The following is a 26,645-nucleotide window of genomic DNA, read 5'->3' as shown; positions in this document are numbered from 1 at the left end:
TCCGCCGTTTTTTCAATCGCACAGCATTTGACGACCAGCGCGGGGCACAGGGGAAATGGCCGTTTTCGTTGCCACTCGGGATCTTCGGAGGGGCGCGCCGTTGTCTGATCTTTCCCTGCGCGTTTCGCCTGGCCTTGCGTATGGGCTTTCCGGAAAACGCACATTAAGGTCCGCCTGCATCTGAATAGACCGACCTACTGTCTTGGAAAGGCACGACATGAACCTGCGTCACGACTCACTCTATGCCTCGCGGCGCTCTCCCGTTCTGGCCGACTCGATGGTCTCGACCTCACACCCCCTTGCGGCGCAGGCAGGCCTTGCGATGCTGGCAAAGGGTGGAAACGCCGTTGATGCGGCCATCGCTACTGCTGCGGTCCTGACCGTGGTGGAACCGACGGGAAACGGTCTGGGGTCAGATGCCTTTTGCATCCTTTGGGATGGCGCGGAATTGCATGGCCTCAACGCATCAGGTCCAGCGCCGATGGGCTGGACGCCGGAACGCTTTGCCGGACAGGACAAGATCCCGTTTCGTGGTTGGGAAAGCGTGACTGTTCCCGGCGCCGTCGCCGCATGGGCTGCGCTGTCCGAACGGTTCGGCAAGCTTGACTTTGCGACGCTGCTGGAATCGGCCGTCGGCTATGCCGAAAACGGCTTTCCCGTCTCCCCCGTCATTGGCAAGCTGTGGGAGATCGGGGCCAACACCCTGAGCGATCAGCCGGGTTTCGCACAGAACTTCATGCCCGGCGGGCGCGGGCCACGCGCCGGAGAACGGTTTGCCAACCCGGCGATGGCCAAAAGCCTGACGCGGATCGCGGAAACCAAAGGACGCGATTTCTACGAAGGTGCGCTGGCCACAAAGATCGCCGCCTTTGCCCGTGAGCATGGCGCCGCGCTGAACGAGGCGGACTTGGCTGCCTTCAGCCCGGAGTGGTGCGGGACGATTTCCATGGGCTTTGACGACGTGGCCCTGCACGAGATCCCACCAAATGGGCAGGGCATCGCCGCGCTGATGGCACTGGGTATCCTTGATCACACCGCCATCCGCGACTTTGGGCCCGATGATCCACAGGCCCTGCACCTGCAAATCGAGGCGATCAAGCTCGCCTTTGCCGACCTCTACGCCTATGTCGCCGATCGCCCCCATATGCAGGATGTGACGCCTCAGGCGCTGCTTGATCCCGAATACCTAAAATCCCGTGCCGCGCTGATCCGGGCCGACCGGGCGCAGGACTTTGGATCAGGCGTCCCCAAGAATGGCGGCACGGTGTATCTGAGCACGGCGGACAGCAGCGGCATGATGGTGTCCTTCATCCAGTCGAATTATGCCGGTTTCGGTTCGGGCGTTGTAGTGCCGGATACAGGCATCAGCCTGCAAAACCGCGGCGCGGGATTTTCGCTGAAGCCGGGGCATCCCAACCTTGTCGCGCCTGGCAAACGCCCGTTCCACACCATCATCCCCGGGTTCCTGATGAAGAACGGCGCGCCCCAGATGAGCTTTGGCGTGATGGGCGGGCCGATGCAGGCACAGGGCCATGTGGTAATGACACTGCGCACTCAGCTTTGGGGTCAGGATGTGCAATCGGCGGTGGACGCCCCCCGCTGGCGGTTCACCCAAGGGGTCGAGGTGGCTGTTGAAACCGCCCTGCCCGCCGAAACGCGTGACACGCTGAGCGGTCTGGGTCACGGCATCGTGGTCGAGGCCCCGGACAGCGCCTTTGGCTTTGGTGGTGCGCAGCTAGTTCACCGGATGGAATCGGGCGGCTATGCGGCGGGGTCCGATCCGCGTAAGGACGGCCAAGCGGTCGGGTTCTAAGGACCTGCCGGGCCGAAAACCTCCAAGATTGAGAGACGTAACAGGCAGGCGCCAAGTAGCGCCTGCCATTTAGGCCAAGATTGGCAGCCCGAAAACTGTGCTTTACGCTCCGGTCACGCGCCAGATCACGTCGCCGACATCGTCCGCCATCAGCAGCGATTTGCCGTCCGGCCCGATCGTCACGCCGACAGGACGCCCATAGGACACCTTTTCATCCTCGGATAGAAAGCCCCACAGGATGTCGCGCGGTGCACCAGAGGGACGACCATCCACAAACGGCACAAAGATCAGCTTGTACCCGCTGAGGGTCGAGCGGTTCCACGACCCGTGCTGCCCGATCACCATGCCATCGCCAAAGCCGGGCAGCGTGCCCTCGGGCATCCAGCACAGACCCAGCGACGCGGTATGACCGCCCAAGGCGTAGTCGGGCGTGATCGCACGCGCGACCAGTTCCGCGTCCTGTTCGACCCGGTCATCCACCGTCTTGCCCCAGTAGCAGTAAGGCCAGCCATAAAAACCGCCGTCCTGTACCGAGGTCAGGTAATCCGGCGGCGTCTCGTCGCCCAGGCCGTCGCGTTCATTCACCACAGTCCAGAGTTGGCCTGTCACCGGCTCCCACGCCGTACCGACAGCATTCCGCAGACCCGAGGCAAAGATCCGTGCCTTTTCGGTCGCCAGATCCAGCTCCCAGATCGCGGCGCGACCCTCTTCGGCTTCCATCCCGCTGTCACCGATGTTGGACAGCGATCCGACCCCGGCATAGATCTTTGTGCCATCGGGCGAAACGATCAGACTGCGCGTCCAGTGCCCACCAGGTTTGAAATCGACCAGCTTACGCCCCGGTCCGGTCAGTTTTGTGGCACCTTTTTCGTAAGGAAAGGCGACGATCCCATCGGTGTTCCCGACGTAGAAAGTGTCCCCCACCAGTGCCATGCCAAAGGGTTGGTTCTGCCCTTCCAAAAACACCTTGCGCACCTCGGCCACGCCGTCACCATCCGGGTCACGCCACAGGCTGATGCGATTTGCGCTGACGCCGATCGCCTTGGCCCGCTTCATCGTGGCCTGCATCACCCGGTCCATCAGGCTGGTCGGCGGGCGCTCCGTCTGCAGTGCTTCGGCAACCAGAACGTCGCCATTTGGCAGCACTTCGATCCACCGCGGATGGGCAAGGCCGCTGGCAAAGGCGTTGACCTTCAATCCCTGCGCCGCAGTCGGCTTGTGGCCCGGTTCCCAGCCTTTCGCCGTGGGCATCTTCAACGTCATGATGCCCTGCTTTTTCGCCTCGGGGATGGTCGGCGTCAGCCCGACGGCCTGCGCGGCAGGTGCGCTCATCCGTCTCAGTAAGACCATCGTGCCCCCCACGATGGCCGTCGCGCGTGCGATGAAATCCATGATATGTCCCAATGATTGTGCGGTCGCAGCATAGAGGCTGGCAGCGGATTATCAACGCCAGATCCCGTGTTTTGGCGCCGTTTTTCAGCGTCTCGAAAGATGCGGTGCAGCGACTGGAGACGACACTGCTCGACGCACGCTTGGCGCTGATTGCCGAATTTCCACGGACCTACAGGAATACCGTCACAGTCCACGGCACCAGCGCGACCAGCACGAGGATTGCGACCATCACCAGAATAAACGGCATCGTCGCGGCAAAGATCTGCTCAACCGACACATCCGGATCGTTCAGCGTGTTGTGTACCGTGAAAACGGAAATGCCAAATGGTGGCGTGAGCAAGCCGATTTCGACCGCCAGCACCGTGACGATCCCGAAATGGCTGAGGTCTATCCCAAGGCCCTGGGCAATTGGTGCTGCAATCGGCACCATGATCAGCAGGATCGACGTGCTGTCGAGGATCATCCCCATCAGCAGAATGATCACCGCATGGCAGAACAGGAACCCCAAGGGGCTGAAACCGCCGGACCGCACAAGATCACCGATGGCGTTCGGCAGGCCCGCAATCGCCAGCATCCGCGAATAGAATCCAGCCGCGATCAACAGCAGTAGGATCGAAACCGAAATCGTGCCGGTTTGCTTCATCACCTGCCAGAGCTTGCCCCGGTTCAGGCTTCGGCGCCCCAGAGCGATGAGCAGCGCGCCGAACGCGCCGATGCCGCCCGCCTCGGTCGGGGTGAAATAGCCGGAATAAAGTCCCCCCAGAACAAGGAACACCAGCAACAGGATCGGGGTGATCTTTGCGAACATGGTTGTCGCGCTCATGCCACGGACGTCAACCGCAACCCGTCTCTCTCTCGCTGCCTCGGGGTCGGCGAACACGAAACCGGGAAACAGCAGCGTCACCCCCATCAGCATCGCGACGAACCCAAGCGCCAGCAACAGCCCCGGCACGATCCCGGCAAGGAACATGCCACCGATGGAAACCTCAGCCAGCACGCCATAGATGATCAGAAGCAGGCTGGGCGGAATCAGCATGCCCAGTACCGAACTGCCCGCTACCGTTCCGGCCGAAAACGCGGGGCGATAACCGTGCCGCGTCATTTCAGGCACCGCCACGCGCGTGAATACCGCCGCCGAGGCGATAGACACCCCGGTGACGGCGGCAAACACGGTATTCGCCGCCACGGTCGCCACGCCCAGTCCGCAAAGCATCCGGCGCAGCAGTTCTTCGGCCACCTCGAATGTGTCGCGCCCGACATTCGAGACGCTGACCAGAAGCCCCATCAACACGAATAGCGGAATGGTGGCGAAAAGATAATCGTCGATCCCGCTGTAGGCCGTCAGCTCCAGCATCTTGAAGGACAGGCCCAGATTGTCACGGATCAGCCAGATCCCGGAAAAGGCTACGATGAACAGCGCATAGGCGATCTGCATGCCCAGCAGCACCAGCAGGATCAGCACGCCGATCAGGATGAACCCGAGTGTCAGGGTCGTCATACCCCGCCTCCCTTCAGCGCGCGGATTTCGCAGGCGGCGCGGTAAAGACTGCAAAGCGATGCCAACCCGGCGCCAACGACCGTGATCAGGCGAAAGGGAAAGGTCGGGATGGTGAACACCCCTTGCACGCCAAAGAATTCACCGGTGGCCAGCGCCTCCCATGTCTTGGGCCAGGATGCCCAGAGCACCAGCGCAAAGACCACAGCCCCAGTCAGCGCAAAAGCGCACTCAAGCACGTGGGCCCCGCGTGGGTTGCCTCCGCCGATAGCACGCAGCAGAAAATCCGCACGGGTCAGCCGCTTTTGCAGCACCGCTGCCGAAACCTGAAGAAACACGATCGCCACGACCGAGCGGCCCGCGATTTCGGACACGCCGGTGATCGGCGCATTCAGGAAATTGCGCCCCAGAACATCCGCCACGACCAGCGCCATGAGGCCACCAATCCACAGCGTGCCGACCGAGGACAGACAAGCCGCCACGACCCCCAGCATGGCCCCAACGGGCGCCCGTGAAAACGACGGGATGGTGCCGTCATCAGGAACTTCGGTGGTCTGGTCAGTCATAACGCTCGCACTTCCAGATAAAACGCCTGCCCGGGTGATCCGGACAGGCGAAAGACGCATTGTATGAAAGGCTTACAAACCTTCGTCCCAGTTGCGCAGAGGCGTGGCTCCATGCGCCCGCAGAGCGTCGAAATACGCCTTGAGCACGGTTTTGCCCGCATCGCCGGTCTGTTCCAGCCAGGGTTCGATGATGTTGGGCAGGCCGGTGACCCACTTGGTTTTTTCCTCGGCCGGAAGCTCGTGCACGGTCAGGCCCGCCGCCTGCATTTCCGTCATGGCACGCGCGGCAAGGTCGGCAACATAATCACCATGCGCCGTCGACGTCGCTTTGGCCGCGTCCCTGAAGGCCACCTGAACCGGTTCCGGCAGGCCGTCAAAGAAATCCTTGTTCGCCGCGATGCCACCGAAATACATCGATCCAATTCCCACGCGGGTAAGTTCGGGCGCGACCTCGTAAACCCGCGTCGGCAGGATCCCGGATGCAAAGGACAGCGTGCCTTCGGTCACGCCGGTCTGGATATTGGTGTAATAGGTGGTCAGCGCGCCATCGACCGGCGTTGCCCCCGTTTCGCGCAGCCAGTTGGCCGAGGTCCCCGGCGCGTTAAGCTTGCGGTTCTGCAGATCGGCCATCGTGTTGACCGGGAAGGTCGCATAGATGTCATAGCTGTCGGTGATCAGCGACGACAGATGCACCATGTTGTTTTCGGCCCAACTGTCGCGCAGTTCGGGCAGGTTCGCGCTCAGATCGTCAAAGATCTCGATGATCATCTTGTGATCGGAGGTGGCGAAGGGCGTGAAGTAGGTCACGTTCTGCAACGGCATGTTCGCGCCTTCCCAGACCGTGCCGACCATCCCGACATCGACGATGCCATCCATCACCGCCTCGCGCGTGTCTGTGAACTTGTAGAGCGTGCCGGCATAGGCCTCGTTCCAGTCCACGGTGTATTCACCCTTTTCGGCAAGAATGCGATTTACCTCGGGTTGAAAGGTGTTCTTCATCGCATAGACCCAGATGTTCTGTTCCGGGTGGCTGCTTCCGATATTGATGGTGATCGTCTGCTGCGCCGCTGCCCAGCCTGCCGCGCATACGGTCAAGGCCGCCACGGCTGTAAAGGTCGTCATCTTCATTCTGGTTTCCCTCCCTGGAAACGGGCGCCTCTCCTCAGCCGCCCTTACGTTGATTCAGTCCTCGATCTTGCCCAATGCCCGCAGGATACGTTCCGGGGTAAAGGGCATCTCAGTCACCTGAGCGCCCAGCCCGCGTAGTGCGTCGTTGATCGCATTCATCACCGCTGCGGGCGCGCCCGCCGTGCCAGCCTCGCCTGCGCCCTTGGCACCCAGCGTGCTTTCCATCGTTGGTGTTTCGACGTGGCCGATAACCATATCCGGCATTTCGCCCGCCATCGGCACAAGGTAGTCAGCCATCGATCCGTTCAGCAGCTGCCCTTCGGCGTCATAGTGGATCTCTTCGTAAAGCGCACCGCCAAGGCCCTGTACAATACCACCGCGGATCTGTTCATCGACCAGCTGAGGATTGATGATGCGGCCGCAATCCTCGACACACCAGTGTTTCAGCAACTTTACGATGCCGGTGTCGGTGTCGACCTCAAGGTAGCTGGCCTGCACCCCGTTGGTGAAGGCAAAGGGATATTCCGATGTGATGAAATGCCGGGTCTGCACCAGTTCGCGCGGCAGACCCTTTGGCAGGGTGTCGCCGCGGAAATAGACGATCCGCCCCAGTTCTTCGAGGGCCAAGCGTTCCGCGCCGCTGTCTGCGTCGACCACCTTGCCGTCACGGATATCCAGCGCCTTGGCCTGTGCCTGCAACATCGATGCCGCCACCTCGAGGATTGACGCCTTCAGCGCCAGCGCCGCCTGAAGTGCTGCCTCTCCGCCAATGCCCGCCCCGCGCGATGCCCAGGTGCCGCCGCCATAGGGCGTGACCTGTGTATCCCCGGTGATCACCCGGACACGTGACGGGGACACCCCGACGCCTTCGGCCACGATCTGGGACAGCATCGCCTCGGTTCCCTGGCCCTGTTCGGTGACGCCCGATAGGGCAACAAGCGAGCCGTCCGGGTCCATCCGCACGGTACAGCCATCCTGCGCAGAAATCCGCGCGCCGCCGATGCCGTACATAAACGGCGACGGGTTGGTGAGTTCGATGAAGCTCGCAATGCCGATGCCGCGATAGATGCCCTTGGCGCGCATCTCTGCCTGCTCCAAGCGCAGCCCGTCATAGTCCATCAGCGCGACCAGCGTGTCCATGCTCGCATGATGCGACAACCCCTCGAACCGCATCTTGGCGGGCGAGGTCACCGGGTAACAGTCATCGGCATACATGTTGCGCCGCCGGATCGCGACCGGGTCCATGCCCAGTTCCGCCGCCGCCATATCCACCAGCCCCTCGGTCACCGCGACGGCGATAGGGTGGCCCACGGCCCGGTACTGGCAGGTCGGCGTCTTGTTCTGGAAAACCACGGTCGTCTTGGCCCGGTAATCGGAAAAGTCGTAGGGCCCACCGCACAGGTTAACAACCTGATTGCCCTCAATCGCGGATGTGCGCGGATAGACCGAATAGGCGCCGATCGCAGTCCAGTCGTCGATATCAAAGGCCAGGATCTTGCCGGTCTCATCGACAGCGATCTTCGCTCTGATCTCGTGGTCCCGCGCGTGGATGTCGGTTGTGAAACTCTCCAACCGGTCGGCGATGAACTTGACCGGCCGCCCCATGATCTTGGCAATCGCCGCTGTGGCAACCTCATCCGGATAGACATGCACCTTGATGCCATAGGATCCGCCCACATCGCCGCAGATCACCCGCACGCGGCCCTCTTCCAGCCCGAGATGCTGGGCAAGGACGCTTTGAATCATGTGGGGGGCCTGGGTTGCGTGCCAGGCAGTCAGCTGCCCTTCGGCACCGTTCCAATCCACGAGGATCGAGCGAGGTTCCAGCGTCACGCCAGTGTGCCGCGCGGTCTTGAAACGCGCCGAGACCACCTTGTGCGCCCCCGCCATCACCGCATCCACGTCGCCCTCGTGATGTTCGCGGCGAAACGCCAGATTGTCGCCCATGTCTGCATGCAGAACCGGTGTGTCGGCATCCAGCGCAGTCATCATGTCACCCGTCACCGGCAGCGGATAAAAGTCCACTTCGACCAGCGCCGCGCCGTCCTCGGCCGCCGCACGGGACGTCGCCACCACCGCCGCCACGGGCTCGCCCACCCAGCAGGCGCGATCCACGGCAATTGCATGCTCTGGCGGCGATTTCAGGCCCTTGAGGTGCGCAAGAACCGCGACCCAGGGTGTGCAGACCTTTGCAATATCTGCGCCTGTGAATACCCGCAGGACGCCCTTGACCGCCAGCGCGTCAGCCGCCTCGATCCCCTTGATCCGCGCATGGGCAAAGGGCGATCTGACAAAGACCACATGCACCATCCGCGGCAGGGTCATGTCATCGACGTAGTGCCCGCGCCCCTCGACCAGACGCCCCGCATTGGGGCGTGGCACGGTCTTGCCGATATAGCTGTTGGGACGGTCGGGATTGCCAAAGGATATCGTCATGTCAGCCCCCTCCGCGCCTTGGCCACGTCCTCGACGGCATCGACAATGGCCTCGTAGCCCGTACAGCGGCAGTAATTGCCCGAAAGATAATCGCGGATCTCGTCGCGTTCCGGCAACGCGTCGCGTGTCAAAAGCTCTTCGCAGGCGACCAGCATCCCGGGCGTGCAGAACCCGCATTGCAACGCGTTGCGGGTCACAAAGGCGTCCTGCAGATCCCGGATCGCTCCGGTGTCGCTCATCCCTTCGATGGTCCAGACCTCGGCCCCGTCCGCCTGCGCCGCAAGCATGAGACAACCGCGCACAGCATCGCCATCCACCTTGACCGTGCAGGCACCGCAGACACCGTGCTCACAACTGGCATGCGCGCCAGTCAGTCCCAGATCCAGCCGCAGAAAATCAATGAGATGTCGGCCTGCGGGAACGCGCGCCTCGACCTCTTCACCATTCACTGTCAGCGTAATGTCGACCTTGTTCCGGAACACATCGCTCATGCGCTCTCGCCCCCGATCTCTTCCCAGATCCGGCGCAGAAGCACGCCCGCGATGTGCCGACGATAGGCCGCAGTTGCCTGCGTATCGCTGGGCGGGTTGAGTTCGCCGCGCAGCGCCGCCACCGCGCCGCCGATGTCCTCCATATCCAGCCGCGCCATCGCCGCACGCGCCAGCAGCGGGGTTGATCCAGCGCCCAGCACGGACAGCCTGACCCCGCCTGCACGCCGCACAAAACAAAGCCCGGCCAAGGCGTAATCCCCGGACCGCCGCGCCACCTCTTTCAGCATTTGCACTTCGTCAGGTTCCGCGAGGGGCATGCTGATCGCCGTCAGGATCTCGCCCTCGGCAATCGCGGTTTCAAACACGTCGACAAAGAAATCCTCGGCCCGCACCTCGCGGCTGCCCTCCGGCCCCTCAAGGTGCAGGACCGCATCAAGCGCCAGCACACATGCCGGGAACTCGGCCGCCGGGTCCGCATGAGCAAGTGCACCACCAATCGTGCCCCGGTTGCGGATCGCTGCGTGAGCTATATGATTTACCGCCTGCGCGAGCAGAGGCGCATGCCGCGCAATCAGCGCATCGCGCCCCAGTTCAGCATGCCGCGTCAGCGCGCCGATGCGCAGGCGCCGACCCTGCACGCTTACTCCGGAAAGATCGGAAATCCGCGAGATATCCACCAGCATGTCACCCGTGCTCAGCCGCATGTTCATCGCCGCGATCAGGCTCTGACCACCGGCCAGCACACGACCCATCCCATCCGCATCCGCCAGCAGATCCAGCGCATGGCTCAGATCCCTGGCCCGGGCGTATCCGCCTGCCGAAGCTTTCATTGCGACTCCCTCCCTCAGACCGGCGATCCCGCCCCCTCCCCGGGGCCTCATGGATCAGACGATCATCCCTTATTGATCATATGATCTATAAATGCCGAAACATTGCAAGTATGATTTTTACTTGTCACAAATCAGGGGATTTCAGGATGGAGAGACCAGTGAGCGCAGCGGCCACAACCGACCCAGTCTCTCGTCGCCGATTGCAGCCGGAAGAGAGACGCCAACAGATCATCGACGGGGCAGTCGCCTTCTTTGCCGATGTCGGGTTGGAGGGTAAGACCCGCGATCTGGCAAAACGGCTGGGCGTGACCCAGTCACTGCTGTTCAACTACTTCTCAAGCAAGGATAATCTGATCGAAGCGGTGTACGAACATGTGTATCTGAACCGCCTTTCGGATGACTGGCCACGCCGACTGACCGACCGCACGCGGCCCCTGCGCGACCGGCTGCTGGACTTCTATGCCGAATACAGCACGCTGATCTTTCAGTACGAATGGATGCGGATCTTCATGTTCTCGGGCTTGGCGGGGGCCGAACTGAACCGCCGATACCTTGAACATCTGGGCAGTGTGATTCTCACGCCGCTATTGGCCGAAATCGGTGCGGCATCCCGCACGGGCAGTCGCCCGGGGATGGAGGATCTGTGGAATCTGCACGGCGGAATCGTCTATATCGGCATTCGCCAGCACATCTACCGAATGCCCTGCCCCGATGACCCGTCTGAGGCCATCGAAGGTGCCATAGACCGGTTCCTGCACGCCTTCGACGTGGTCTGATACCCAGGCGTGCAGGCCAAACGGTTTAGCGGAGTGCGGCCTTGGCGATCTGTTCCGCCAGTTGCGCTGTCGCAGCGCCACGGGCCGCAGCGATCTGCGCAGCGGTCGCCTTTTCAGGCAATGGCACAGCAATCGAGAAGTGGCCGGACCGGTCGCCGCCATCCTGTTCAGGTGCGACGAAATACTGTCCTGACAGGCGGAACTGACCGGATGCGGTGGCGACCATCTCCTCAATCCGAACATCAATGCGCGCATCCGAAAAACCGCGGAAGGGCCATGGCGCGGGAGCCACTGTCGCGCCGGTGATGGCGCCCAGATCGCGGGCCAGCCCCAGCGTTATTGCACGTGACGGCAGGTCTGCCCAGAGTGGCCCCAGTTCCTCGATCGAACCATCCGGTTGTTGGAAATAAATTTCCTCGGCCCCGGCATAGGACGGCAACGTGACCTCGACCACCTCCAGGCTGCGATAGCGCGATGCTACCTTGACCGTTGGTTCGACCGCAGGCGTGGCAAACCGGACATCGCCCCCGGCACAGGCCGCGACTAACAAAGTGGCCGCCAAAAGAAGGCTTTTCGATATAAACGTAGTCTTCATGACATTACCGTCCCAGGATCAGCGAATTCGGGTTGCGTTCGATAGTGCGCGCAAGGCGCTCTATCGCTTCGGCGGCAGACTGAATCTGCCGGATCGCACCCCGAGTATCGCGGGTGAAGCTTGAGTCTTCGGAATAGGCCGACAGGGTCGTACCGGCCTGAGTGGCCACCGCACGCAGATCCGCCGCGAGTTGTGGCAGCGTGGCCGAAGCCTCTGCGATGGCATCCGCCGCGTCGCGGGCCGAAGCCAGCGTGGCGTTTGCGTTGTTGATCAGCCCACCGTCCTGCAATTCGCGCAGCACGGCGCTGACTTCGGCAAGCGCGGTGTTCAGCTCGCCCGGCAGCGCACGGGTGGAGTCCTGATCCACCAGCGCATTGGCCGATTCCAGCAACTTCGTCGCCTGATCAGACAGCCTGGCAAGGGGGATCTCGTTGGCGTTCTGAACGATGCCTCGCGCCTCTTCCACAAGCGACGGAAGCCCCTCCGCCGCCTGTGCCACGTCATCCACGGCCGCAGTGAGCTTGCCCACGGTATCCTGGGTTTCGACATCCCGCAGCAGTCGACTGAACGTGGTTGCGCTATCCTGCAACCCGGTCAGCAATTCGGTCACGCGCGTTGGCAGGGCCTGTACACTGGCACTGGTCGTCACTTCACGCAGCGACGACAGAACCTGGCGCAGCTCGACCGGAACGGCCTGCACGTCCTCATTCGCGATCAGCGCCTCTGCGGTGGTCAGCAGATCCGAAACATCCTGCGAGAGTTGCGCAAGCGGCAGCGCCTCGGCCTTGGCGACAACGGAGCGGATGTCGGCCAGAAGGTCCGGCAGGCTTTCGGTGGCGGTACCCACATTGTCGATCGCGCTGGTCAGCTTGCCGGTTGCGTCCTGCTCCTGCAGATCGGCGATCATGCTGTCAAGCCGCGCGCTGGTGCTCTGAAGCCCGGCCAAAAGTTCGGTGACACGGGTCGGCAGTGCCTGCACATCGGCGCTGGTGGTTACGTCACGAACCGAAGACAGGATGCCGCGCAGATCGGTCGGAATGGCCTGCACATCGGCGCTTGTTATCAAGGTATCTGCATCGGTCAGCAACAAGTCCGCCGAAGCAAGCAGTTCGGTTATGTTCTGCGATAGTTCTGCCAGCGGCACCTCTTGTGCATTGACCAGTACGGCGCGGATGTCGGCAACCAGTTCCGGCAGGGTCGCGGAGACCACGCCCACGTTGTCGATCGCGGTCGTCAGCTTGCCGGCCGCGTCCTGTTCTTCGAGGACCGAAATCACGCGGTTCAACATGGTGCCGGTTTCTTGCAGATCGCTCAGCACCGTGCTGATCTGCTCGGGCAGACCCTGCACGCCCTCACTTTCGGCGACGCCACGTACGGCGGTAAGAATGCCGGTCAACTCCGCCGGAGCGCGCTGCAACTCTTCGCTGCTGATAAGGGCAGTCGCGTTGTTGAGGAAATCGGTGATGGACTGCATGACCTCTTCGACCGGCAGGTCGTTGACGCGTTGCAGCACCCCCTGCGCGGTGGCGCCGACATCGGTGACATCGGCATTCGCCGTCGGGATCCGGGGCAGCGGATCAGCCCCCCGGTCCAGTGTGGCAACCCCCGTACCGGGCAGCACCACAAGTTCAACCTTGAGCCCGCCTGTAAAGATCGAGGCATTCGTCAGACGCGCGCGCAGGCCTTCGCCGATACGCACGGACAGATAGTGCAATAGTTCATCTTCGCCCGCATCCTGCCCAAGGCCGATCCGGCCGGGGTTGATGCGCGCGGTCGCGATCAGCCGCGCCTCGTTGTCACCAAAGCGTTCGCGGTCCACGATTCCGTTGATTCCGGTGATTTCGCCCACCTTCAACCCGCCAAGTTCGACCGGAGACCCAGCGGCAAGTCCGGCCAGATTCTGGTCAAAGATCATCGACACGTTGACGGCCTGACCGTCGCCATCGACAAGGAAGTCGTCGCGCGCTGCGGTTTCGTCGGAGAATAGCTCGAATGTCGCGCCTTCGGCCAGCGGCGTGCCGCCCGACCCGATTTCGGCAAAGGTCACACCGCCCGAGATCAACGAGGCGAGCGAAGTGAAATTCAACTGCGCACCGCTGGCCCCGACTGAAAAGCTGAATCCCGAGATGTCCCAGAACCTGGTCGAGCTGGTCACGAAACTGCTGTAGGGCTTGTAGATCACAGCCACGGCGGACACTCCGGTACCGTCGTCATTGACGGTTGAATTGCCAACTAGGCCAACCTCAACCCCTTTGTACAGGATGGGTGTTCCCGACCCAGGCAGGCCGTCGTCCGAGCGCAGGGTAAAGCTGATGCCCTCGCGGTCCAGACTCAGCAATGGCGCGTCCTTTAGCCCCTCAAAATCATTATAAAAAATACCGGGCTCACTGTCCCATGAACCCTGAATGTAAACGCCCGAGAGCACAGTATCGAGCCCAGATACCCCCCGCGCACTGACCTCGGGGCGCACGATCCAGAAAACGGCGTCTCTATTGATATATGGGGCCAGAGACTTCTCCACACGGATGGAAGCCACGACCTCTGTCAAGTCTTTGCTGAAACTCAACTCCTCGACCGTACCGACACGGATGTCCCGGTAGCGCATCTGGGTTTCTCCGGCACGGATACCGGCGGCATTTTCAAAGGATACCTGAATCAACGGGCCCTGCGCGTTATAATTGCGCCAGGCAGCGCCCAGGGCAATCGCCAGGGCTAGGATCGGAATAAGCCAGATGATTGATGCGCTGTCCCAGAAAGAACTCTTGCCGGCCTTGATCGGGACGTTCCCGGGCTGGGTTGGATTTGTATCCTTGGATGAGTCAGTCACGTCGTTTCATTCCTTGCGTCCTTGGTGTCCCAGAAGAGACGGGTATCGAAAGCCTGCGCCGACAACATTGTAAAAATCACCGAAAGCGCAAAAGTCAGCGCGGCCGATCCGGGATGGATGGACGCAACCACCGACAACTGTACCAGTGAACTGAGGATTGCCACCACAAAAACGTCGACCATAGACCAACGCCCGATGAATTCCACGACCTCGAAAAGGTGGTGACGGCGGGCAGATGAAATGCTGGAACCGCGCCGCACAGACACGGCAAGATAGGCAATGGCCATGAATTTTCCGACCGGTATCAATACGCTCGCCACCAGAATGATGATCGCCACGCCGATCGCCCCGTGGTGTATCAAATCCACCGCGCCACCGACGATGGTGCTTTTGGAACTGCTCAACAGCGTCTGGGTGATCAGCATCGGATTCAGGTTCGCCGGTACATAGCAGATCAGTCCGGCCAGCCAGAAGGCCCAGACACGGCCCAGGCTACCGGTATCACGCGATTGCAGATGGCTGCCGCAGCGGCCACACCGCTCGGTCCTCATCGGCCAGACGCGTCCGCAGCGGCGACAGGCCACAAGGCCTGCGTCGCGTGCGGTCACGCCTCTTTCTGATCCAGTTCCAGTGATTTCCATACCGACCATGTACACATATAATTATCGTTGAAGATGACGATGACCACCAGAACGGCAAACATCCAGAAGGCGGGACCGAACCCGATATGCGCAAGATCCGCCACCTTGACCAGCGCGACAGCACAACCGATGGCAAAGATTTCGGCCATCGCCCAGGGTTTCAATTCCTGCGTCAGGCGGAAGGCATGTTTGGCATGGGCGTAGGGTGGACGATCCGCCACGACGGGTATGAGCACGTAGAGGATCAGCAGAGTGCGGATCAGCGGTATCACCACGATCATCGCCGCGACGGCAAGCGCCAACAGCACCATCGGCCCGGATTCAAAGCTCGAAGCGGAATCGAGGATCGAAGCCTCGTTGCCGAACCCGGCGGCCCTGATGGTGAGAAACGGAAAGAACAGCGCGGCAGCAACAAGGATGATCACAGCCGAAGTCAGCGCGATGATCTTGAGCCCCGCCTTGCGTTTGGGCGCGATCAGGACGGTGTGGCACCGCTCACAGACCGCGCGTTCCCCTACGGCTGGCATATGCGCGACATAAAGCGCATCGCACTGCGGACAGGCAATAAGGGACTCGAGCGGAATGCCACCAAACAGCGTTGCACGCTGTGGATCTGTCTCATCTCCGGTTGCGACACTCATGATAGCATACAGGCCTAATTTACAATCGCGTCCAACTCCGGACCGCTCTGGTATTCTTACCGCTTTCCACCTTCGAAGGTAATAGCTAGTTTGACACGGCCCTGGATCAGGCAGGTAGTGTTTTCAGACCCGCCCACAGGAGCTGTTGTGTCGGTCGACTTAGACAAGATCAAGCTCGGCGAGAGCTCCGAACGATATCGGTGTAACTCCCGTGCCCAACTGCGCGCCGATCTTGGAGACGTCGAGAGTGCCATCCGACGGTGAGTTCCGCCGTGGAACGCAGACCACCGACAGCGCGCTGGTCGCCGGGCTCCGAATTCACGCCTGAGGCAGAAACCATCGCAGCCCGGCGGAGCTGGACCAGCGCAGGCATCTCTCGACGAATGTTACAACGCGTACATGATGTCTGGATGAACGAAGGTCACCTTCAAATTTATCAAAGCTGTCGAAACGTGGGACGCCTCCCATACGACGCAGAGACGCTCCAGGCATGTCCATCGTGTGGAGGAGGCCTGGAACCGCCCCGCCATTTTGTGAAACCAGTTCATGTTCCGACCAACGACCCAGACCGCGCCGGTGGCGCGACTAGATGGTCCCGGTTGCGCCCTAGGGAAGTAGATGAAGCGCGATTGTTCATCAAGCCAGCGTCGAATTTGTTGGGGGCGACGGAGGTGCGCGCGCACAGCAACTTCTTTGCCTCGGCTCTTGGCAGTGCAAATCACCCGGTGGGCCAGATGATCGTCGTGATCCGCGGCCCAAATGCGACAAGTTATATATGATGTCCCAGCTGCGACCACGCTGAGCCAGGGACCAAGAGCTATTTCGCCTTTGCCCCGGCGGGTCCCCAGGCATCACGCCGCCCGCACCGGCGCCCCCTGCCCTGTCGAAGGCCTCAAGGGTCCGACGATCCTCACCTAGGGCGGCGGCTTCGCGTGCGCCACAGCGACGTTGACCAAGTTTGGCCTGCCTTCATGTGGATTTTCGAGCAGAAGTGAGCCGCGTAAGCGGGTAGTTTCCACTGAGATTTGTTCCATACCGAAACGCGATGGAGTTCAAGCAGCACCTTAAGCCGATCACGAAACTAAGTCGGCTCGCCGAGTTCGCAACGGTACAGCAGGGGCGAGGCGCGAAAGAAATCCTGCATCTTGTCCAGGCTGTAGTCTGATTCGACCTGACGCATATCCTCGGCGACCAGTTCGGCTAGATCCGGGCGGCCGTCCTTCATGTAGAGCAGGCCCATCAGCCGCTTGGGTGCAACAAACCCCGGCAAGTCGCGCGACAGCCCCTCCCCGATCCGGAGCGCCTCGGCATAGTGTCCCGCACAGGCGGCCGACCGCATGGCCACGTAGCGGATCGACCGCTTCATCAACCCCCGGGATGTCAACGCATTGGCCCTGCGCGTCAGCTTATAACCCTCTTCGAAATGCCCCAGATGGGTCTGCACCATGCCCAAATAGGCAATCCCGACCGGGTTGGCTGGATTGATCGCCGTGCTGCGCACCGCAAGACCCAACGCCTCTTCGTTCGACAAGAGCCACATCGACCGGATGAAGGCCGACAGCGACAGAATGATTGAGTTGCCCGGCTGCTGTTCCTCGGCCAGGGAAATCAGATGCTGCATTTCATCCTGGGTCGACTGGCGGCAGATGTTGCCATTTTCGCCCAGCTGAAAGGTGCGCAAATAGGCACGCCATGCCAGAAAGACCGGCTGCGGGTCGATCTCGTAGGCCGTCTCAAGTCGACGGTCGGCCCGCTCCAGCGACCCGCCCGAAAGATCCAGAGCCGAACGGACGGCACTGAGGCACAGAGCGGTGGCAATCTGAGACTCCGACAGGCGCTCCTCGTAGCTTACGATTTCATCCAGCGCGCACTGAACCGCCTCGTTCACCAGATCAATCCCACCGTTCTCGTCCTGTCCCAGCAGGTCGGCACCCTGCGTCACCCGCATTTCGTTTGAAAAGACCGTCCCATCATAGGACCGTGTGAGCGTGGTCGACACACCGACCCCGCCCCCGTTTTCAAGGCTGTTGACCTGAACGCGGAATGCACGCGCGGCATCCGTTGGCCGCAAGCCGGACATCGTCGCCTCATCCACGATCTTGACCCGGCCGTTTTCGTCTATACTTTTGCAAATCAGATCCAGCAGGACCGAATTGATCGCGGCGGTCTTTTGGCTGTCACCGAAGACTTTGCCGCGGATGACGATCGGGCGCATCGGATGTTTCTGCAATTCGATAGGCTTCTGTCGCGGCTGTTCGTTTGGTGGCGCGCGCAACGTTTCCATACAAGACGCCAACCAACTGCGCCGGTCGCGCAGCCAGTGTTCGAATTCTGGATCGCGGATATCGAGATCCGCAAGGAATTCGGGCAATTCGGCGGTATTTGCGCACAGAGTGGTCAGATAGTCGGTGTCGTCCACATCCACCCATATCCGACCGGGTTTCAGAGCCAGACGATTTGACGCGACCTCCAGAATATCGCTGCCCTCACCAAGACTGCGCCGCAATTCGTAAATGCATTGACGATAGCTGGCGGCGGCCTGACGTTCGCCCCGATCACTCCACAGATGGTCCAGAACCCAGGCGCGGGGCCTCTCGTGGTCGATACCGGTGCCAAGAAAACCGATAATTGCGCGCGATTTCTTGCCCAGCATATCAATCTTGTTGCCCGCCGGGCATTCGAACCGAAACGCCCCCGCCAAATAAAGCCTATATGGGTTTTCCATCATTTGAAAACCTCCGTTTCGACATCAAAATGGACGACGTCACAAGATTGAATTGTTAAAAAATTGTTAATTCGACCGTTAGTCTAACACGATTTCGGATCGCTTGTTGACAAAATTGAACGTGGCCCGACCATGGACCGCAATTGTGTGCATGTAATTTGGGAGAAGCGGCGATATGGTGACGAATAGCATATTATTTGTGCAGCATGGTCAACACGGCCAGCATGGACAGCACGGGCAACACGGACAGCATGGCCAACACGGACAACTGATGGCCGGAGGCAGGACGCCGCCCGCAGCCGCTGCAGCTCTTACAATGAGCCATGCCTCCCTGACCGGCCACTGGTCGTGGGATCCCTCGTATCCCCTCCCGACAGAGCTTTCCTTCGCAAGTGCCGACAACATGCAGCAGTGGTCGATGGACACGCGCATGCTGGTCACCGTGCAGGAAATCATTTCGACCCTGTGTGTCACTCCTCATCATGCCAGCGAAACGCCGGACGCGCAGGGTCAAACTGTGCCTACGCCCGCGACCGTGCGGGTGCTTTCACGGCTGGGGTCTGGCGAAATCGTCGTCGCGCAAATTGACCGGCCCGGGATGGAAGCCTTTGCCCAACAGTTGAATTACATCGAATATTACGCCGATCAGAGAGTCGAGCGCGCGGCAGAGATCCTGTTGCAACTCACGGACATCCTTTCGTCATTTGGCGCGGTGGTTCCGCTTGAGCCCGAGCGAAATCGCTGGACGCACGAGCTTTTGCTGGTGGCGCTGCAGGCCGCGTCGTTAATCGAAATGCAGTGTAAGCATTTGCTGGCCTGCCAACGGCCGAACGTATTTTCGGCCCAGGTGCATCCGATGATCCAGACCCCGGGTCACGGCACGCTGCCGTCTGGCCACGCAACCGAGGCGTTTCTGGTCGCAACAATCCTGCGCGATCTCGTGATGCACGCGGCGGTCCGGCCCTATCTGGTCGAGCAACAATTGCTGCGCCAAGCCACCCGGATCGCGCAGAACCGTACCGTGGCAGGGGTGCACTTTCCCGTCGACAGCGCCGCGGGGGCCACTCTGGGGATCTCTCTGGCGCGCTATATACTCGCGCTCGCGCATCGCCCCGAAGGGACATCAGCCGATCACCTTAATGTCGAAGCTACCGGCTGGCATTGCAGAAGCGATGCATTCGGGGCTGCGGATTTCACCCACGAGACGTCCCGCGGGCTTTTTGATCATGCACCGCTTGTGGCCTACGAAGGTGATGGTACCGAGGTCGAATATGGCACGCCGACGACATACAAGCTGACCATGTCCAACACCGGTTCTGTGCTGCGCGAACTCTATGCGCGGGCCAGAGCGGAATGGGCGACAGCCAAAACAGGGGGCACCGGATCATGACCCTGCGCTGGGACAGCCCCGTGCGCGCCGATGGGGGTGACAACGACGCACAGATCCTGTCACCCTACAGCGACTGGTGGCTGCGGACCCAGGCCCCCTCTTTTATCCAAGGACCGACCCTACCGTTTCCTACGCCTTTCCTGACGAGGGGCCCGGTATCTATCAAGGGTGGCACCGCCAGACCCGTTGACAGAGCGCTTCAAACCGCCCATCCGAAAGAACTGGCCCCGGTTCGCCCTGACAGCCTATGTGTCCAGTTCAAAGGTTCTCCTGGCTTTACCGCACTCGAACCCGCGCCGCGAAAGGTCATCATCGGGATCGTCGATGACGGTATCGCCTTTGCAAACGCACGCTTTCTGAAACGCGATAACACGGGCCGCTATGGTACGCGACTTTCGGCACTCTGGAATCAGGACGCGGCCTGCGAGGCAGGGCGTGAAACCAATGGGTACGTGCTACCCTTTGGCCGGGATTGGGTGGAAACGGAAATCAACGAACGGCTGTTCGTGCGCCGCGATCCTGTCGGCCTGCCCCATGCCGACACCGCCTACCGGCTGGCAGAGATGCAGAGCGCGCTGTCACGCTGCGCCCAGCACGGCACCCATGTGATGGACCTTGCGACAGGATACGACTGCAACGACCGCTCCGTCGATGACTTCGGCGAAACACCGGCTAAGATGGCGCACCTGCGTCCAATCGTGGCGGTGCAGCTGGCCCGGATTGCCACCCGCGACTCCTCGGGCGCATTCATGGCAACCTATGTCACCCATGCGATCGAATTCATCCTTGCCCGCACCATACATCTACAACCGGAAGACAGCGATGCGCCACGGATTCCGCTGGTGCTGAATTTTTCCTACGGCATCTTTGCCGGTCCGATGAACGGCCGCGACCAGATGGAGGAATGGATCGATGACGCGGTGCAGACCATGCAAGACGTACACAGCATTCCGGTCTGGCTGACTCTGCCCGCAGGCAACAGCTATCAAAGCCGTACACGCGGCGAGCAGACTATCGGCTGCACCCGGCCCGACCGGCAGAACCCACCGCTGCTGCTGCGCCGCCAGCCCGAGGACAAAGCCGCCGCGATCGTGGAATTCTGGTGGCCTGAGCAAGAGACCGATTTCATAGGGCACAATACCACGGCCCAACCCGATGCCCCCTCTGACGCTCCCGCCTCCCCCCTACCCACGGCGCTGACAGAGGAGACCCGCAAGCACATCGTCGAGGAACTTAGCACCCGACCGTCCCCCCTCAGGCTGGAATTGCGCCCGCCGAATGCGGCGGATTGGATCGCGCTCGATATCGACGGGCAGCACTCACAGATCGACTTCTTCCATGCCGTGCCATTGGTTCAGCATCGCGGCGGCAAAGACATCCTCGTCGGCATGGCCTATCACGAAGTGCTGCAAAGCCTGCCCCGCAAGAATGTCGACAAAGCCGACGGCAAGCGACCCCTGACCGAACAGTTCAAGCTGACCTTGATCCTGGCCCCGACGCTGTTCGAACAGCCGCTGGAGACGGTTGAATTTCAGCAGGAACCGGCATCGGTGCCGTCTGGCACCTGGGAAATTCGTCTGTGGGACACCCGCGAGATAGAGCCGCAGAAGATCGACGTGCGCTGTCAGCGTAACGACACGCCCTTTGGCTTTCGCCCGTTCGGGCGCCAGTGCACGCTGGTGGATCCGAACTACAGTGAATACCGGCCCGACGGACGCCCCGACGATGGGGATGTGCCAAACGCCTGGGTTCTGCGCCGCGGCACGCTGAACGCCATCGGCACCGGAACCAGCACAATCCGCGTCGGCAGCGTGCGAAAATCCGCGCTGAGCCGTCGGACCCTGGCCAGCAACCGCATCGACAACGGCGGCACCAGCGCATTTTCCAGCGCCGGGGAGCCGCTTGCGAAAAGCGGCGCCTTGCGCCGCGCCAGCGTCGATCTGGCCGCCGTGACCGAGATCAATCATGCCGCTCCGGGTGTACTGGCCGCCGGAACTCACAGTGGTTCTGTCTTTCGCTTTGCCGGAACGTCCAGCGCAGCGCCACAGGTGGCGCGCTGGATCGCCGCGATGCTTGCCAACCCCCAGCTTAAGTCGCGCGACGACCTGAGACGTTTGGCTGAAATCAGCAGCGCCGATTATTTCGCGGCCTCCCGAACGCCCGAGCGCACCGGAGTACGGGTTCTGCTGGGTCCCCGCGCGCGCTGACCCCTGATCTGTCCCAGACCTGACCGGCGCCCGGCTGTCCCCGGGCGCCGGATAGATTTTGCGCGGCCAAATGACAGGATCGACCGCCGGATTGACACCGATTTGACGACGCATTGATGCCCTGCTGACAGCCCACTGATGCGCTGTGCCGACACTGTCACTACCCGAACAAAGGACAGGTCCAATGATCCCAAACGACTTTCGAATCGCCATGTGCAATAGCCTGCGCATTGGTCCCTTCGGTACCCCGCACAGTGCACAGGCGGCCGGTCAGGAATGGCTGATCGTCTCCCGCTCCGGCCCAGAGGGAGCGCTGCTGCAGATCTCGGACACCGGCGTTGCCAAGTCGCCCGACAGTGACGAGCCCCCCGCCGATCTGTCCGAACGCAACACCATACTGGCTTTGCTTGCCGAGCCGGATGCATCCGCGCCGCAGTTTTTGATGGTGCGGCACCTGCCACCCGGTGTGCAGGTCGCGGGGACATTCTTTCCCGCCGACGGCGCGGCGCGCCTCACGCAGGGCGAACAGGGTCTGGGGCTGAAGGCCTTCGGTCGCCACGCACACACCAGTGGCATGACCGTCGGCCGCCTGATCCTGCACGATATTCCCGACCCGGCGCCGTCCTACGACGCCGCAGTCAACTGGCATTTCGATGCCGAAGAACGGCGCTTTGCCGCCGCCCCCTGACACAGGAGACACTGAAATGGACTTCAAGGACAAACCACGCCGGGAACAGGCGCGGCTGCGCCGTAACTGCGCGACTGACCTCTCGAGCGCCGCCGAACACCCCCAACACGTCGCCAATCGGGACAACAAGACGCCGTATGTTTTCAACTTCACGAAAGGGCTGGAACACGGCCCGAACGGGCTGTTGATCGACCCGACGCATTTCGAAACCTTTCGGGCAGGGACAGAGACGCATGATCCGCGTGTCTTCGCCGATACCCCGCCGGCCAAAGACAACTACCTCACCGAAGACCCGGCACAGTTCGCCACCCTGAAGTGCAAGGCCGATCACAACGTCTACCGTCAATGGGAAAGCCCGACCGCCGGTCATGCCTATGCGATGGAAGGCCCCGATCCCCAGGCCGTGACCATGCCCCCTGCCCCCGAGGTTGGATCGGCAGAATTCGCCGCGGAAATGGCCGAGGTCTATCAGATGGCCCGCGCCCGCGACCTGCCGGTGGCCGCCTTCATGCCCGACAGTCTGATCGCCACCCTGATCAATATCAACGGCACGCCCGTCGGCAAAGGCGCCATTGACCTGATCAAGAAAGCCAACCGCACAGTGAGCATATACGCCGGTGAATTGTCCGCCCTGCGGTGGTTCGGCGGCACCTACACGGACAAGGATGTGATGGTCAAAGAACAGCGCGAGCGCCGCCGCTTTGGCCACAAGCAAAGCGCGACGAACCTGTTCCGCGGGATGGGCGAAGACGGCTGGGACACGCCGTTCCTATCCCAGTTCATGGTGATGGGATCGGGCGGTTGCGAGCGCGAGATCGGACAGCGTGCGACCGGCCAGATCGGATATGGCGCACAGCAGATCGACCAGAAGGTGCGCGTCGCGATCCCCGGGCAGGACTACATGATGACCTGGGCCGACTGGCTCGATGTACAGAACGGTCTGAACAAGCGCGCGCTGGTCAAGGACCGCGGCCAAGAGTTCATCAAAGGTGCCCGCCGCCCGATTGCCCGGCTGCGAGACATGGCCACCTATGTGCATGACGACCAGTTGTATCAGGCCTATCTCAACGCCGCGTTGATCCTGCTTGACGAAAAATACCCGTTTGACCCTGGCCTGCCGTTTCACGGCAAATCGGCCAACCCGCTGTCGCGCGACAATCGCGAACCTTTTGCACTATTCGGGCCGCCGCACCTTCTGACCCTAGTGACCGAAGTGTCTAGCCGCGCGCTCAAGGCGGTGCGCTATCAGAAATTTTCTGTCCACCGCCGGTTGCGGCCCGAAGCAGCGGCAGCGCTGTTTCACACTGTTTTCACCGAATACCACCCGCACAAGAGCCTGAAAGGCACCGCCCCCTATGCCGAAAACGACGGGTCGGTCGAGGCCAAGGCGCGCTGGCAGATCGCTCGGGACGTCGCGCGGGCCTATACCCACCCCTATGTAGCCGACAAGCCGAAGGGACCGGAGCCGGCTCTGGATCCGATCCTCAGCGCGGTGCTGGCGCACAACCTCAAAGAGACGAAGGAAAATTCCTGGCTGCTGCCGATGGCCTTTCCCGAAGGCTCGCCGATGCATCCGTCCTACGGCGCGGGCCACGCAACCGTGGCGGGTGCCTGCGTCACCCTGCTCAAGGCGTTTTTCGACATGCAGGACCCAGACGCTCCCGATTCACCGGCCCTTCTGGTTAAACGGGATGGGATTGCGCTTGTTCCCGATGGCGGTGCCGCGCCGGACTCGGTGAACATCGACATGCTGGGCCTGAAGATGCCGCAGGGGCTGACGCTTGAAGGCGAGTTGAACAAGCTGATGTGGAACATTTCCAACGCGCGCAACATCGCCGGGGTGCACTATTACACCGATTACATCGAATCCGCACTGCTGGGCGAGGCGATCACGCTGGGCATCCTGCGCGAACAGATGATGATGTACCATGCCGAAGAAAAGGTAACCCTGACCGTGCCGCTGCTGGTCCCGCGCACGTTACCCGCCTGCCTGATCCACGACGGCAGCATCGGCAAGGACGAAATGGTGTCGGCCGTCCGCATCCTCTCGGATGGCACGCTGGAGTCGGTGTCGGCCACCCCCGGACGCACACCCAACTGATACACCCCGGTCGGCCCAGCCCTCGGGCCGACCGCCTTTCACACCGAACAGGAGGACGCGATGCTCATCGCCACAGGCTCTTTCACCCCCGGTATGCCGCACGTTCTGCGCGGCACCTACACACTGACCCGCCAAGACGGCGACGTCGTGATGCAGACCAGCGACGATTTCTTTTTCGACGGTTCGCCCGAGCCCGCTTTCGGCCTGAATGTCGGCACGCCCACCGACCGTCATGATCTGGTGCTTCGCAGCAACATGCAGCGGACACGGTTCCTGAACCTGCCCGGCAACCTCGTCCCGGTCAGCGGTCGACACTCTGGCACGATCAACCCCGGCACCGATCTGGACAGCTTTGACACCCTCGTTTTGTGGTGCTTCGCCACGCCCTTCATCCTCGGCTTTGCGCCGATCACCCGGGTCTGACCCGCACCCCGCTTCAGGAGGTTCCGATGCCCATCGACCGCAATGACCCACGGTTCAAGATCGTCGCAACCGAATTCGCGACCCGCTATGTCACCGCCATCGCGCACCAGCTTCGGAACTCTGACCTTGTCACCTTTTCCGTCGACGCCACGACCGAGGAACAGTCCGGCATTCTCTTCGATCTGTGCTTTTTCGGTATGCTTCAACTCGAAGAGCAAACTGGTATCGAAGGCGACGGGCAGACTTGGATTCCGCGCGTCGCCTTCCAGGAAAAGGGCACAACCGCCGAACCGAACATCCTGCTGGGTGACACCATCGTGCACGGCCTGATCGACCAAGTGCAGGAAGCCGCACTGATGCGGCTCCGAGACACCTAATCCGCTTTGTTGCGCTGCCTCAGCACCGCCCCCTTCTGCAAAAGCGAGACTGCTATGACCCTGTCCTCGACGCTCGACCTCACCATCGGTCTCATCTTTATCTATCTGGTGCTCAGCCTGTTGTGCACCAGCGCGAACGAAGCGATTGCCGGGCTGCTGCGCCTGCGCGCACGGATACTGTTTTCTGAGGTATCGCGCATGATCGAAGTCGACGATGTGAACGCGGCCTTCTGGTCCTCGGGGCTGGTCCGGTCGCTGGGTCACAGCATTGGCATACCAGATTCCACCAAGGGAAACAGAGCGCCAAGCTATATGGAGTCAAACACCTTTTCCATCGCACTGCTGCACGCGCTGTCCGGCACCGGGAAGATCGACGGCGCCGAGTTGACCCGGAACGCACCGCTGGACATCGTGGGCCTGGCTGGCCACGTTCCGCAATCCTCGATCCTCAAGTCGGTCATCGACACCTTGGCCACCGACGGACAAGCGCGCTACGAAAACCTGCAAAGCGGTTTGTCGGACTGGTTCGATCAGGTGATGAATCGCGCCACCGGGGTCTACAAGCGCCGGATGCAGCTGACGTCGTTCCTGGTGGCCCTGCTGGTCGCGACCGCCATGAATGCCGATACGCTGCACATCGCCGCCGTCCTGTGGAAAGACGATGCACTGCGCGACAAAATCGTAGTGTCCGCCATCGAAACCTCCCGAGTGGACGAAACCGTGCCCAAAGAGATACTCGACAAGCTGGAAACTCTGCGCGCCGACCTGCCCTTCGGCTGGTCCGGCCCGGAAGTATCCCAGAGCGTCCCCACCACACCGCAAGGCTGGCTGCTGAAAGGCCTGGGCATTTTCCTGACCGCGCTTGCAATGACGCTTGGCGCTCCGTTCTGGTTCGACCTTTTGAAACGGTTCGTGTCAATTCGCGGTGCCGGACCGGTTGCCGCCCCGGCACCGAAACAGCGCTGATGGCGCGATGGGCGCATTTGAGCGTGCAATCATGAATTGCCCGGATCGGTTGTCGGGTAGGTGTGATTTTTTGGGTTCATCCCACAGCTTGCGCGCGGGGGGCGCCATACGCTCTGCCGCCCAGATCGCCAGCCATG

21 protein-coding genes are annotated in these 26,645 nt (G+C 61.5%); 9 read left to right on the top strand and 12 right to left on the bottom strand.

Going from position 1 to position 26,645, the window contains the following annotated elements; all coding sequences use genetic code 11:
• Window positions 1-217 precede the first annotated feature (217 nt).
• Entirely contained in the window at window positions 218-1,813 is a 1,596-nt protein-coding gene (locus tag CHB75_RS18360; RefSeq protein WP_089273193.1) for a gamma-glutamyltransferase family protein, read from the top strand.
• Between the two features lie 102 nt (window positions 1,814-1,915).
• Here CHB75_RS18360 and CHB75_RS18355 read toward each other — a convergent pair whose 3' ends face one another.
• The 7 genes from CHB75_RS18355 to CHB75_RS18325 all read right to left on the bottom strand — a co-directional run bounded on the left by CHB75_RS18355 (window position 1,916) and on the right by CHB75_RS18325 (window position 10,151).
• Window positions 1,916-3,205 carry a PQQ-dependent sugar dehydrogenase gene (locus CHB75_RS18355; RefSeq protein WP_089273191.1) on the bottom strand — a complete coding sequence of 430 codons (1,290 nt, stop codon included), beginning with the start codon at window positions 3,203-3,205 and terminating at the stop codon, window positions 1,916-1,918.
• Between the two features lie 169 nt (window positions 3,206-3,374).
• Window positions 3,375-4,703 carry a TRAP transporter large permease gene (locus CHB75_RS18350; protein ID WP_089273189.1) on the bottom strand — a complete coding sequence of 443 codons (1,329 nt, stop codon included), beginning with the start codon at window positions 4,701-4,703 and terminating at the stop codon, window positions 3,375-3,377.
• The gene (locus CHB75_RS18345) at window positions 4,700-5,266 is read right to left on the bottom strand and encodes a TRAP transporter small permease subunit (protein WP_089273187.1); all 567 of its coding nucleotides are present in this window, start codon (window positions 5,264-5,266) and stop codon (window positions 4,700-4,702) included. The genes CHB75_RS18350 and CHB75_RS18345 overlap by 4 nt, the downstream gene beginning before the upstream one ends.
• A gap of 72 nt (window positions 5,267-5,338) precedes the next feature.
• Window positions 5,339-6,394, bottom strand: a complete 1,056-nt coding sequence (locus CHB75_RS18340) for a C4-dicarboxylate TRAP transporter substrate-binding protein (protein ID WP_089273185.1) — start codon at window positions 6,392-6,394, stop codon at window positions 5,339-5,341.
• Between the two features lie 54 nt (window positions 6,395-6,448).
• Window positions 6,449-8,830 carry a xanthine dehydrogenase family protein molybdopterin-binding subunit gene (locus CHB75_RS18335; RefSeq protein WP_089273183.1) on the bottom strand — a complete coding sequence of 794 codons (2,382 nt, stop codon included), beginning with the start codon at window positions 8,828-8,830 and terminating at the stop codon, window positions 6,449-6,451.
• Window positions 8,827-9,321, bottom strand: a complete 495-nt coding sequence (locus CHB75_RS18330) for a (2Fe-2S)-binding protein (RefSeq protein ID WP_089273181.1) — start codon at window positions 9,319-9,321, stop codon at window positions 8,827-8,829. Before CHB75_RS18330 ends, CHB75_RS18335 begins: the two co-directional genes overlap by 4 nt.
• The gene (locus CHB75_RS18325) at window positions 9,318-10,151 is read right to left on the bottom strand and encodes an FAD binding domain-containing protein (protein ID WP_089273179.1); all 834 of its coding nucleotides are present in this window, start codon (window positions 10,149-10,151) and stop codon (window positions 9,318-9,320) included. Before CHB75_RS18325 ends, CHB75_RS18330 begins: the two co-directional genes overlap by 4 nt.
• 158 nt (window positions 10,152-10,309) lie before the next feature.
• Between CHB75_RS18325 and CHB75_RS18320 the strand changes: the two genes are divergently transcribed.
• Window positions 10,310-10,927 carry a TetR/AcrR family transcriptional regulator gene (locus CHB75_RS18320; protein WP_245841064.1) on the top strand — a complete coding sequence of 206 codons (618 nt, stop codon included), beginning with the start codon at window positions 10,310-10,312 and terminating at the stop codon, window positions 10,925-10,927.
• 25 nt (window positions 10,928-10,952) lie between these two features.
• Here CHB75_RS18320 and CHB75_RS18315 read toward each other — a convergent pair whose 3' ends face one another.
• The 5 genes from CHB75_RS18315 to CHB75_RS18295 all read right to left on the bottom strand — a co-directional run bounded on the left by CHB75_RS18315 (window position 10,953) and on the right by CHB75_RS18295 (window position 18,359).
• Window positions 10,953-11,522: a PqiC family protein gene (locus tag CHB75_RS18315; RefSeq protein WP_089273176.1), complete on the bottom strand. Its 570-nt coding sequence runs from the start codon at window positions 11,520-11,522 to the stop codon at window positions 10,953-10,955.
• Window positions 11,523-11,526: 4 nt separating this feature from the next.
• Window positions 11,527-14,349: a PqiB family protein gene (locus CHB75_RS18310; RefSeq protein WP_089273174.1), complete on the bottom strand. Its 2,823-nt coding sequence runs from the start codon at window positions 14,347-14,349 to the stop codon at window positions 11,527-11,529.
• Window positions 14,346-14,990, bottom strand: coding sequence for a paraquat-inducible protein A (locus CHB75_RS18305; RefSeq protein WP_425439519.1), 645 nt, complete (start codon window positions 14,988-14,990; stop codon window positions 14,346-14,348). The genes CHB75_RS18310 and CHB75_RS18305 overlap by 4 nt, the downstream gene beginning before the upstream one ends.
• On the bottom strand, window positions 14,954-15,631 hold the full coding sequence (locus CHB75_RS18300) for a paraquat-inducible protein A (protein WP_089273170.1): 678 nt from the start codon (window positions 15,629-15,631) through the stop codon (window positions 14,954-14,956). The genes CHB75_RS18305 and CHB75_RS18300 overlap by 37 nt, the downstream gene beginning before the upstream one ends.
• Before the next feature lie 1,081 nt (window positions 15,632-16,712).
• On the bottom strand, window positions 16,713-18,359 hold the full coding sequence (locus CHB75_RS18295; RefSeq protein WP_089273168.1) for an AfsR/SARP family transcriptional regulator: 1,647 nt from the start codon (window positions 18,357-18,359) through the stop codon (window positions 16,713-16,715).
• A 313-nt stretch (window positions 18,360-18,672) separates the two neighbouring features.
• Here CHB75_RS18295 and CHB75_RS18290 point away from each other — a divergent pair, with 313 nt between their 5' ends.
• The 7 genes from CHB75_RS18290 to CHB75_RS18260 all read left to right on the top strand — a co-directional run bounded on the left by CHB75_RS18290 (window position 18,673) and on the right by CHB75_RS18260 (window position 26,508).
• Window positions 18,673-19,746: a phosphatase PAP2 family protein gene (locus CHB75_RS18290; protein WP_176439197.1), complete on the top strand. Its 1,074-nt coding sequence runs from the start codon at window positions 18,673-18,675 to the stop codon at window positions 19,744-19,746.
• Entirely contained in the window at window positions 19,743-21,953 is a 2,211-nt protein-coding gene (locus CHB75_RS18285; protein ID WP_089273164.1) for a S8/S53 family peptidase, read from the top strand. The genes CHB75_RS18290 and CHB75_RS18285 overlap by 4 nt, the downstream gene beginning before the upstream one ends.
• A 184-nt stretch (window positions 21,954-22,137) precedes the next feature.
• Complete coding sequence (locus CHB75_RS18280; protein ID WP_089273162.1) at window positions 22,138-22,641, top strand: hypothetical protein; 504 nt, start codon at window positions 22,138-22,140, stop codon at window positions 22,639-22,641.
• Between the two features lie 16 nt (window positions 22,642-22,657).
• The gene (locus CHB75_RS18275; protein WP_089273160.1) at window positions 22,658-24,742 is read left to right on the top strand and encodes a phosphatase PAP2 family protein; all 2,085 of its coding nucleotides are present in this window, start codon (window positions 22,658-22,660) and stop codon (window positions 24,740-24,742) included.
• Window positions 24,743-24,802: 60 nt separating this feature from the next.
• Complete coding sequence (locus CHB75_RS18270; protein WP_089273158.1) at window positions 24,803-25,165, top strand: hypothetical protein; 363 nt, start codon at window positions 24,803-24,805, stop codon at window positions 25,163-25,165.
• Window positions 25,166-25,191: 26 nt separating this feature from the next.
• Window positions 25,192-25,542 (top strand): hypothetical protein, encoded by a 351-nt coding sequence (locus tag CHB75_RS18265; RefSeq protein ID WP_089273156.1) that lies wholly within the window; start codon window positions 25,192-25,194, stop codon window positions 25,540-25,542.
• Window positions 25,543-25,596: 54 nt separating this feature from the next.
• Window positions 25,597-26,508, top strand: coding sequence for a hypothetical protein (locus CHB75_RS18260; RefSeq protein ID WP_089273154.1), 912 nt, complete (start codon window positions 25,597-25,599; stop codon window positions 26,506-26,508).
• Window positions 26,509-26,645: the final 137 nt, after the last annotated feature.

The sequence above is a fragment of the Puniceibacterium sediminis genome, from assembly GCF_900188035.1.
In the GTDB taxonomy this organism is placed as follows: Bacteria; Pseudomonadota; Alphaproteobacteria; order Rhodobacterales; family Rhodobacteraceae; genus Puniceibacterium; species Puniceibacterium sediminis.
Note: the sequence above shows the minus strand (reverse complement) of the source record. Positions and strands in the feature narration are given on the sequence as shown.

Coding starts and splice junctions, on each gene's coding strand:
- CHB75_RS18360 (WP_089273193.1), top strand. CDS start 218: ATGAACCTGCGTCACGACTCACTCTATGCCTCGCGGCGCTCTCCCGTT.
- CHB75_RS18355 (WP_089273191.1), bottom strand. CDS start 3,205: ATGGATTTCATCGCACGCGCGACGGCCATCGTGGGGGGCACGATGGTC.
- CHB75_RS18350 (WP_089273189.1), bottom strand. CDS start 4,703: ATGACGACCCTGACACTCGGGTTCATCCTGATCGGCGTGCTGATCCTG.
- CHB75_RS18345 (WP_089273187.1), bottom strand. CDS start 5,266: ATGACTGACCAGACCACCGAAGTTCCTGATGACGGCACCATCCCGTCG.
- CHB75_RS18340 (WP_089273185.1), bottom strand. CDS start 6,394: ATGAAGATGACGACCTTTACAGCCGTGGCGGCCTTGACCGTATGCGCG.
- CHB75_RS18335 (WP_089273183.1), bottom strand. CDS start 8,830: ATGACGATATCCTTTGGCAATCCCGACCGTCCCAACAGCTATATCGGC.
- CHB75_RS18330 (WP_089273181.1), bottom strand. CDS start 9,321: ATGAGCGATGTGTTCCGGAACAAGGTCGACATTACGCTGACAGTGAAT.
- CHB75_RS18325 (WP_089273179.1), bottom strand. CDS start 10,151: ATGAAAGCTTCGGCAGGCGGATACGCCCGGGCCAGGGATCTGAGCCAT.
- CHB75_RS18315 (WP_089273176.1), bottom strand. CDS start 11,522: ATGAAGACTACGTTTATATCGAAAAGCCTTCTTTTGGCGGCCACTTTG.
- CHB75_RS18305 (WP_425439519.1), bottom strand. CDS start 14,990: ATGGAAATCACTGGAACTGGATCAGAAAGAGGCGTGACCGCACGCGAC.
- CHB75_RS18300 (WP_089273170.1), bottom strand. CDS start 15,631: ATGAGTGTCGCAACCGGAGATGAGACAGATCCACAGCGTGCAACGCTG.
- CHB75_RS18295 (WP_089273168.1), bottom strand. CDS start 18,359: ATGATGGAAAACCCATATAGGCTTTATTTGGCGGGGGCGTTTCGGTTC.
- CHB75_RS18290 (WP_176439197.1), top strand. CDS start 18,673: ATGAGCCATGCCTCCCTGACCGGCCACTGGTCGTGGGATCCCTCGTAT.
- CHB75_RS18285 (WP_089273164.1), top strand. CDS start 19,743: ATGACCCTGCGCTGGGACAGCCCCGTGCGCGCCGATGGGGGTGACAAC.
- CHB75_RS18280 (WP_089273162.1), top strand. CDS start 22,138: ATGATCCCAAACGACTTTCGAATCGCCATGTGCAATAGCCTGCGCATT.
- CHB75_RS18275 (WP_089273160.1), top strand. CDS start 22,658: ATGGACTTCAAGGACAAACCACGCCGGGAACAGGCGCGGCTGCGCCGT.
- CHB75_RS18270 (WP_089273158.1), top strand. CDS start 24,803: ATGCTCATCGCCACAGGCTCTTTCACCCCCGGTATGCCGCACGTTCTG.
- CHB75_RS18265 (WP_089273156.1), top strand. CDS start 25,192: ATGCCCATCGACCGCAATGACCCACGGTTCAAGATCGTCGCAACCGAA.
- CHB75_RS18260 (WP_089273154.1), top strand. CDS start 25,597: ATGACCCTGTCCTCGACGCTCGACCTCACCATCGGTCTCATCTTTATC.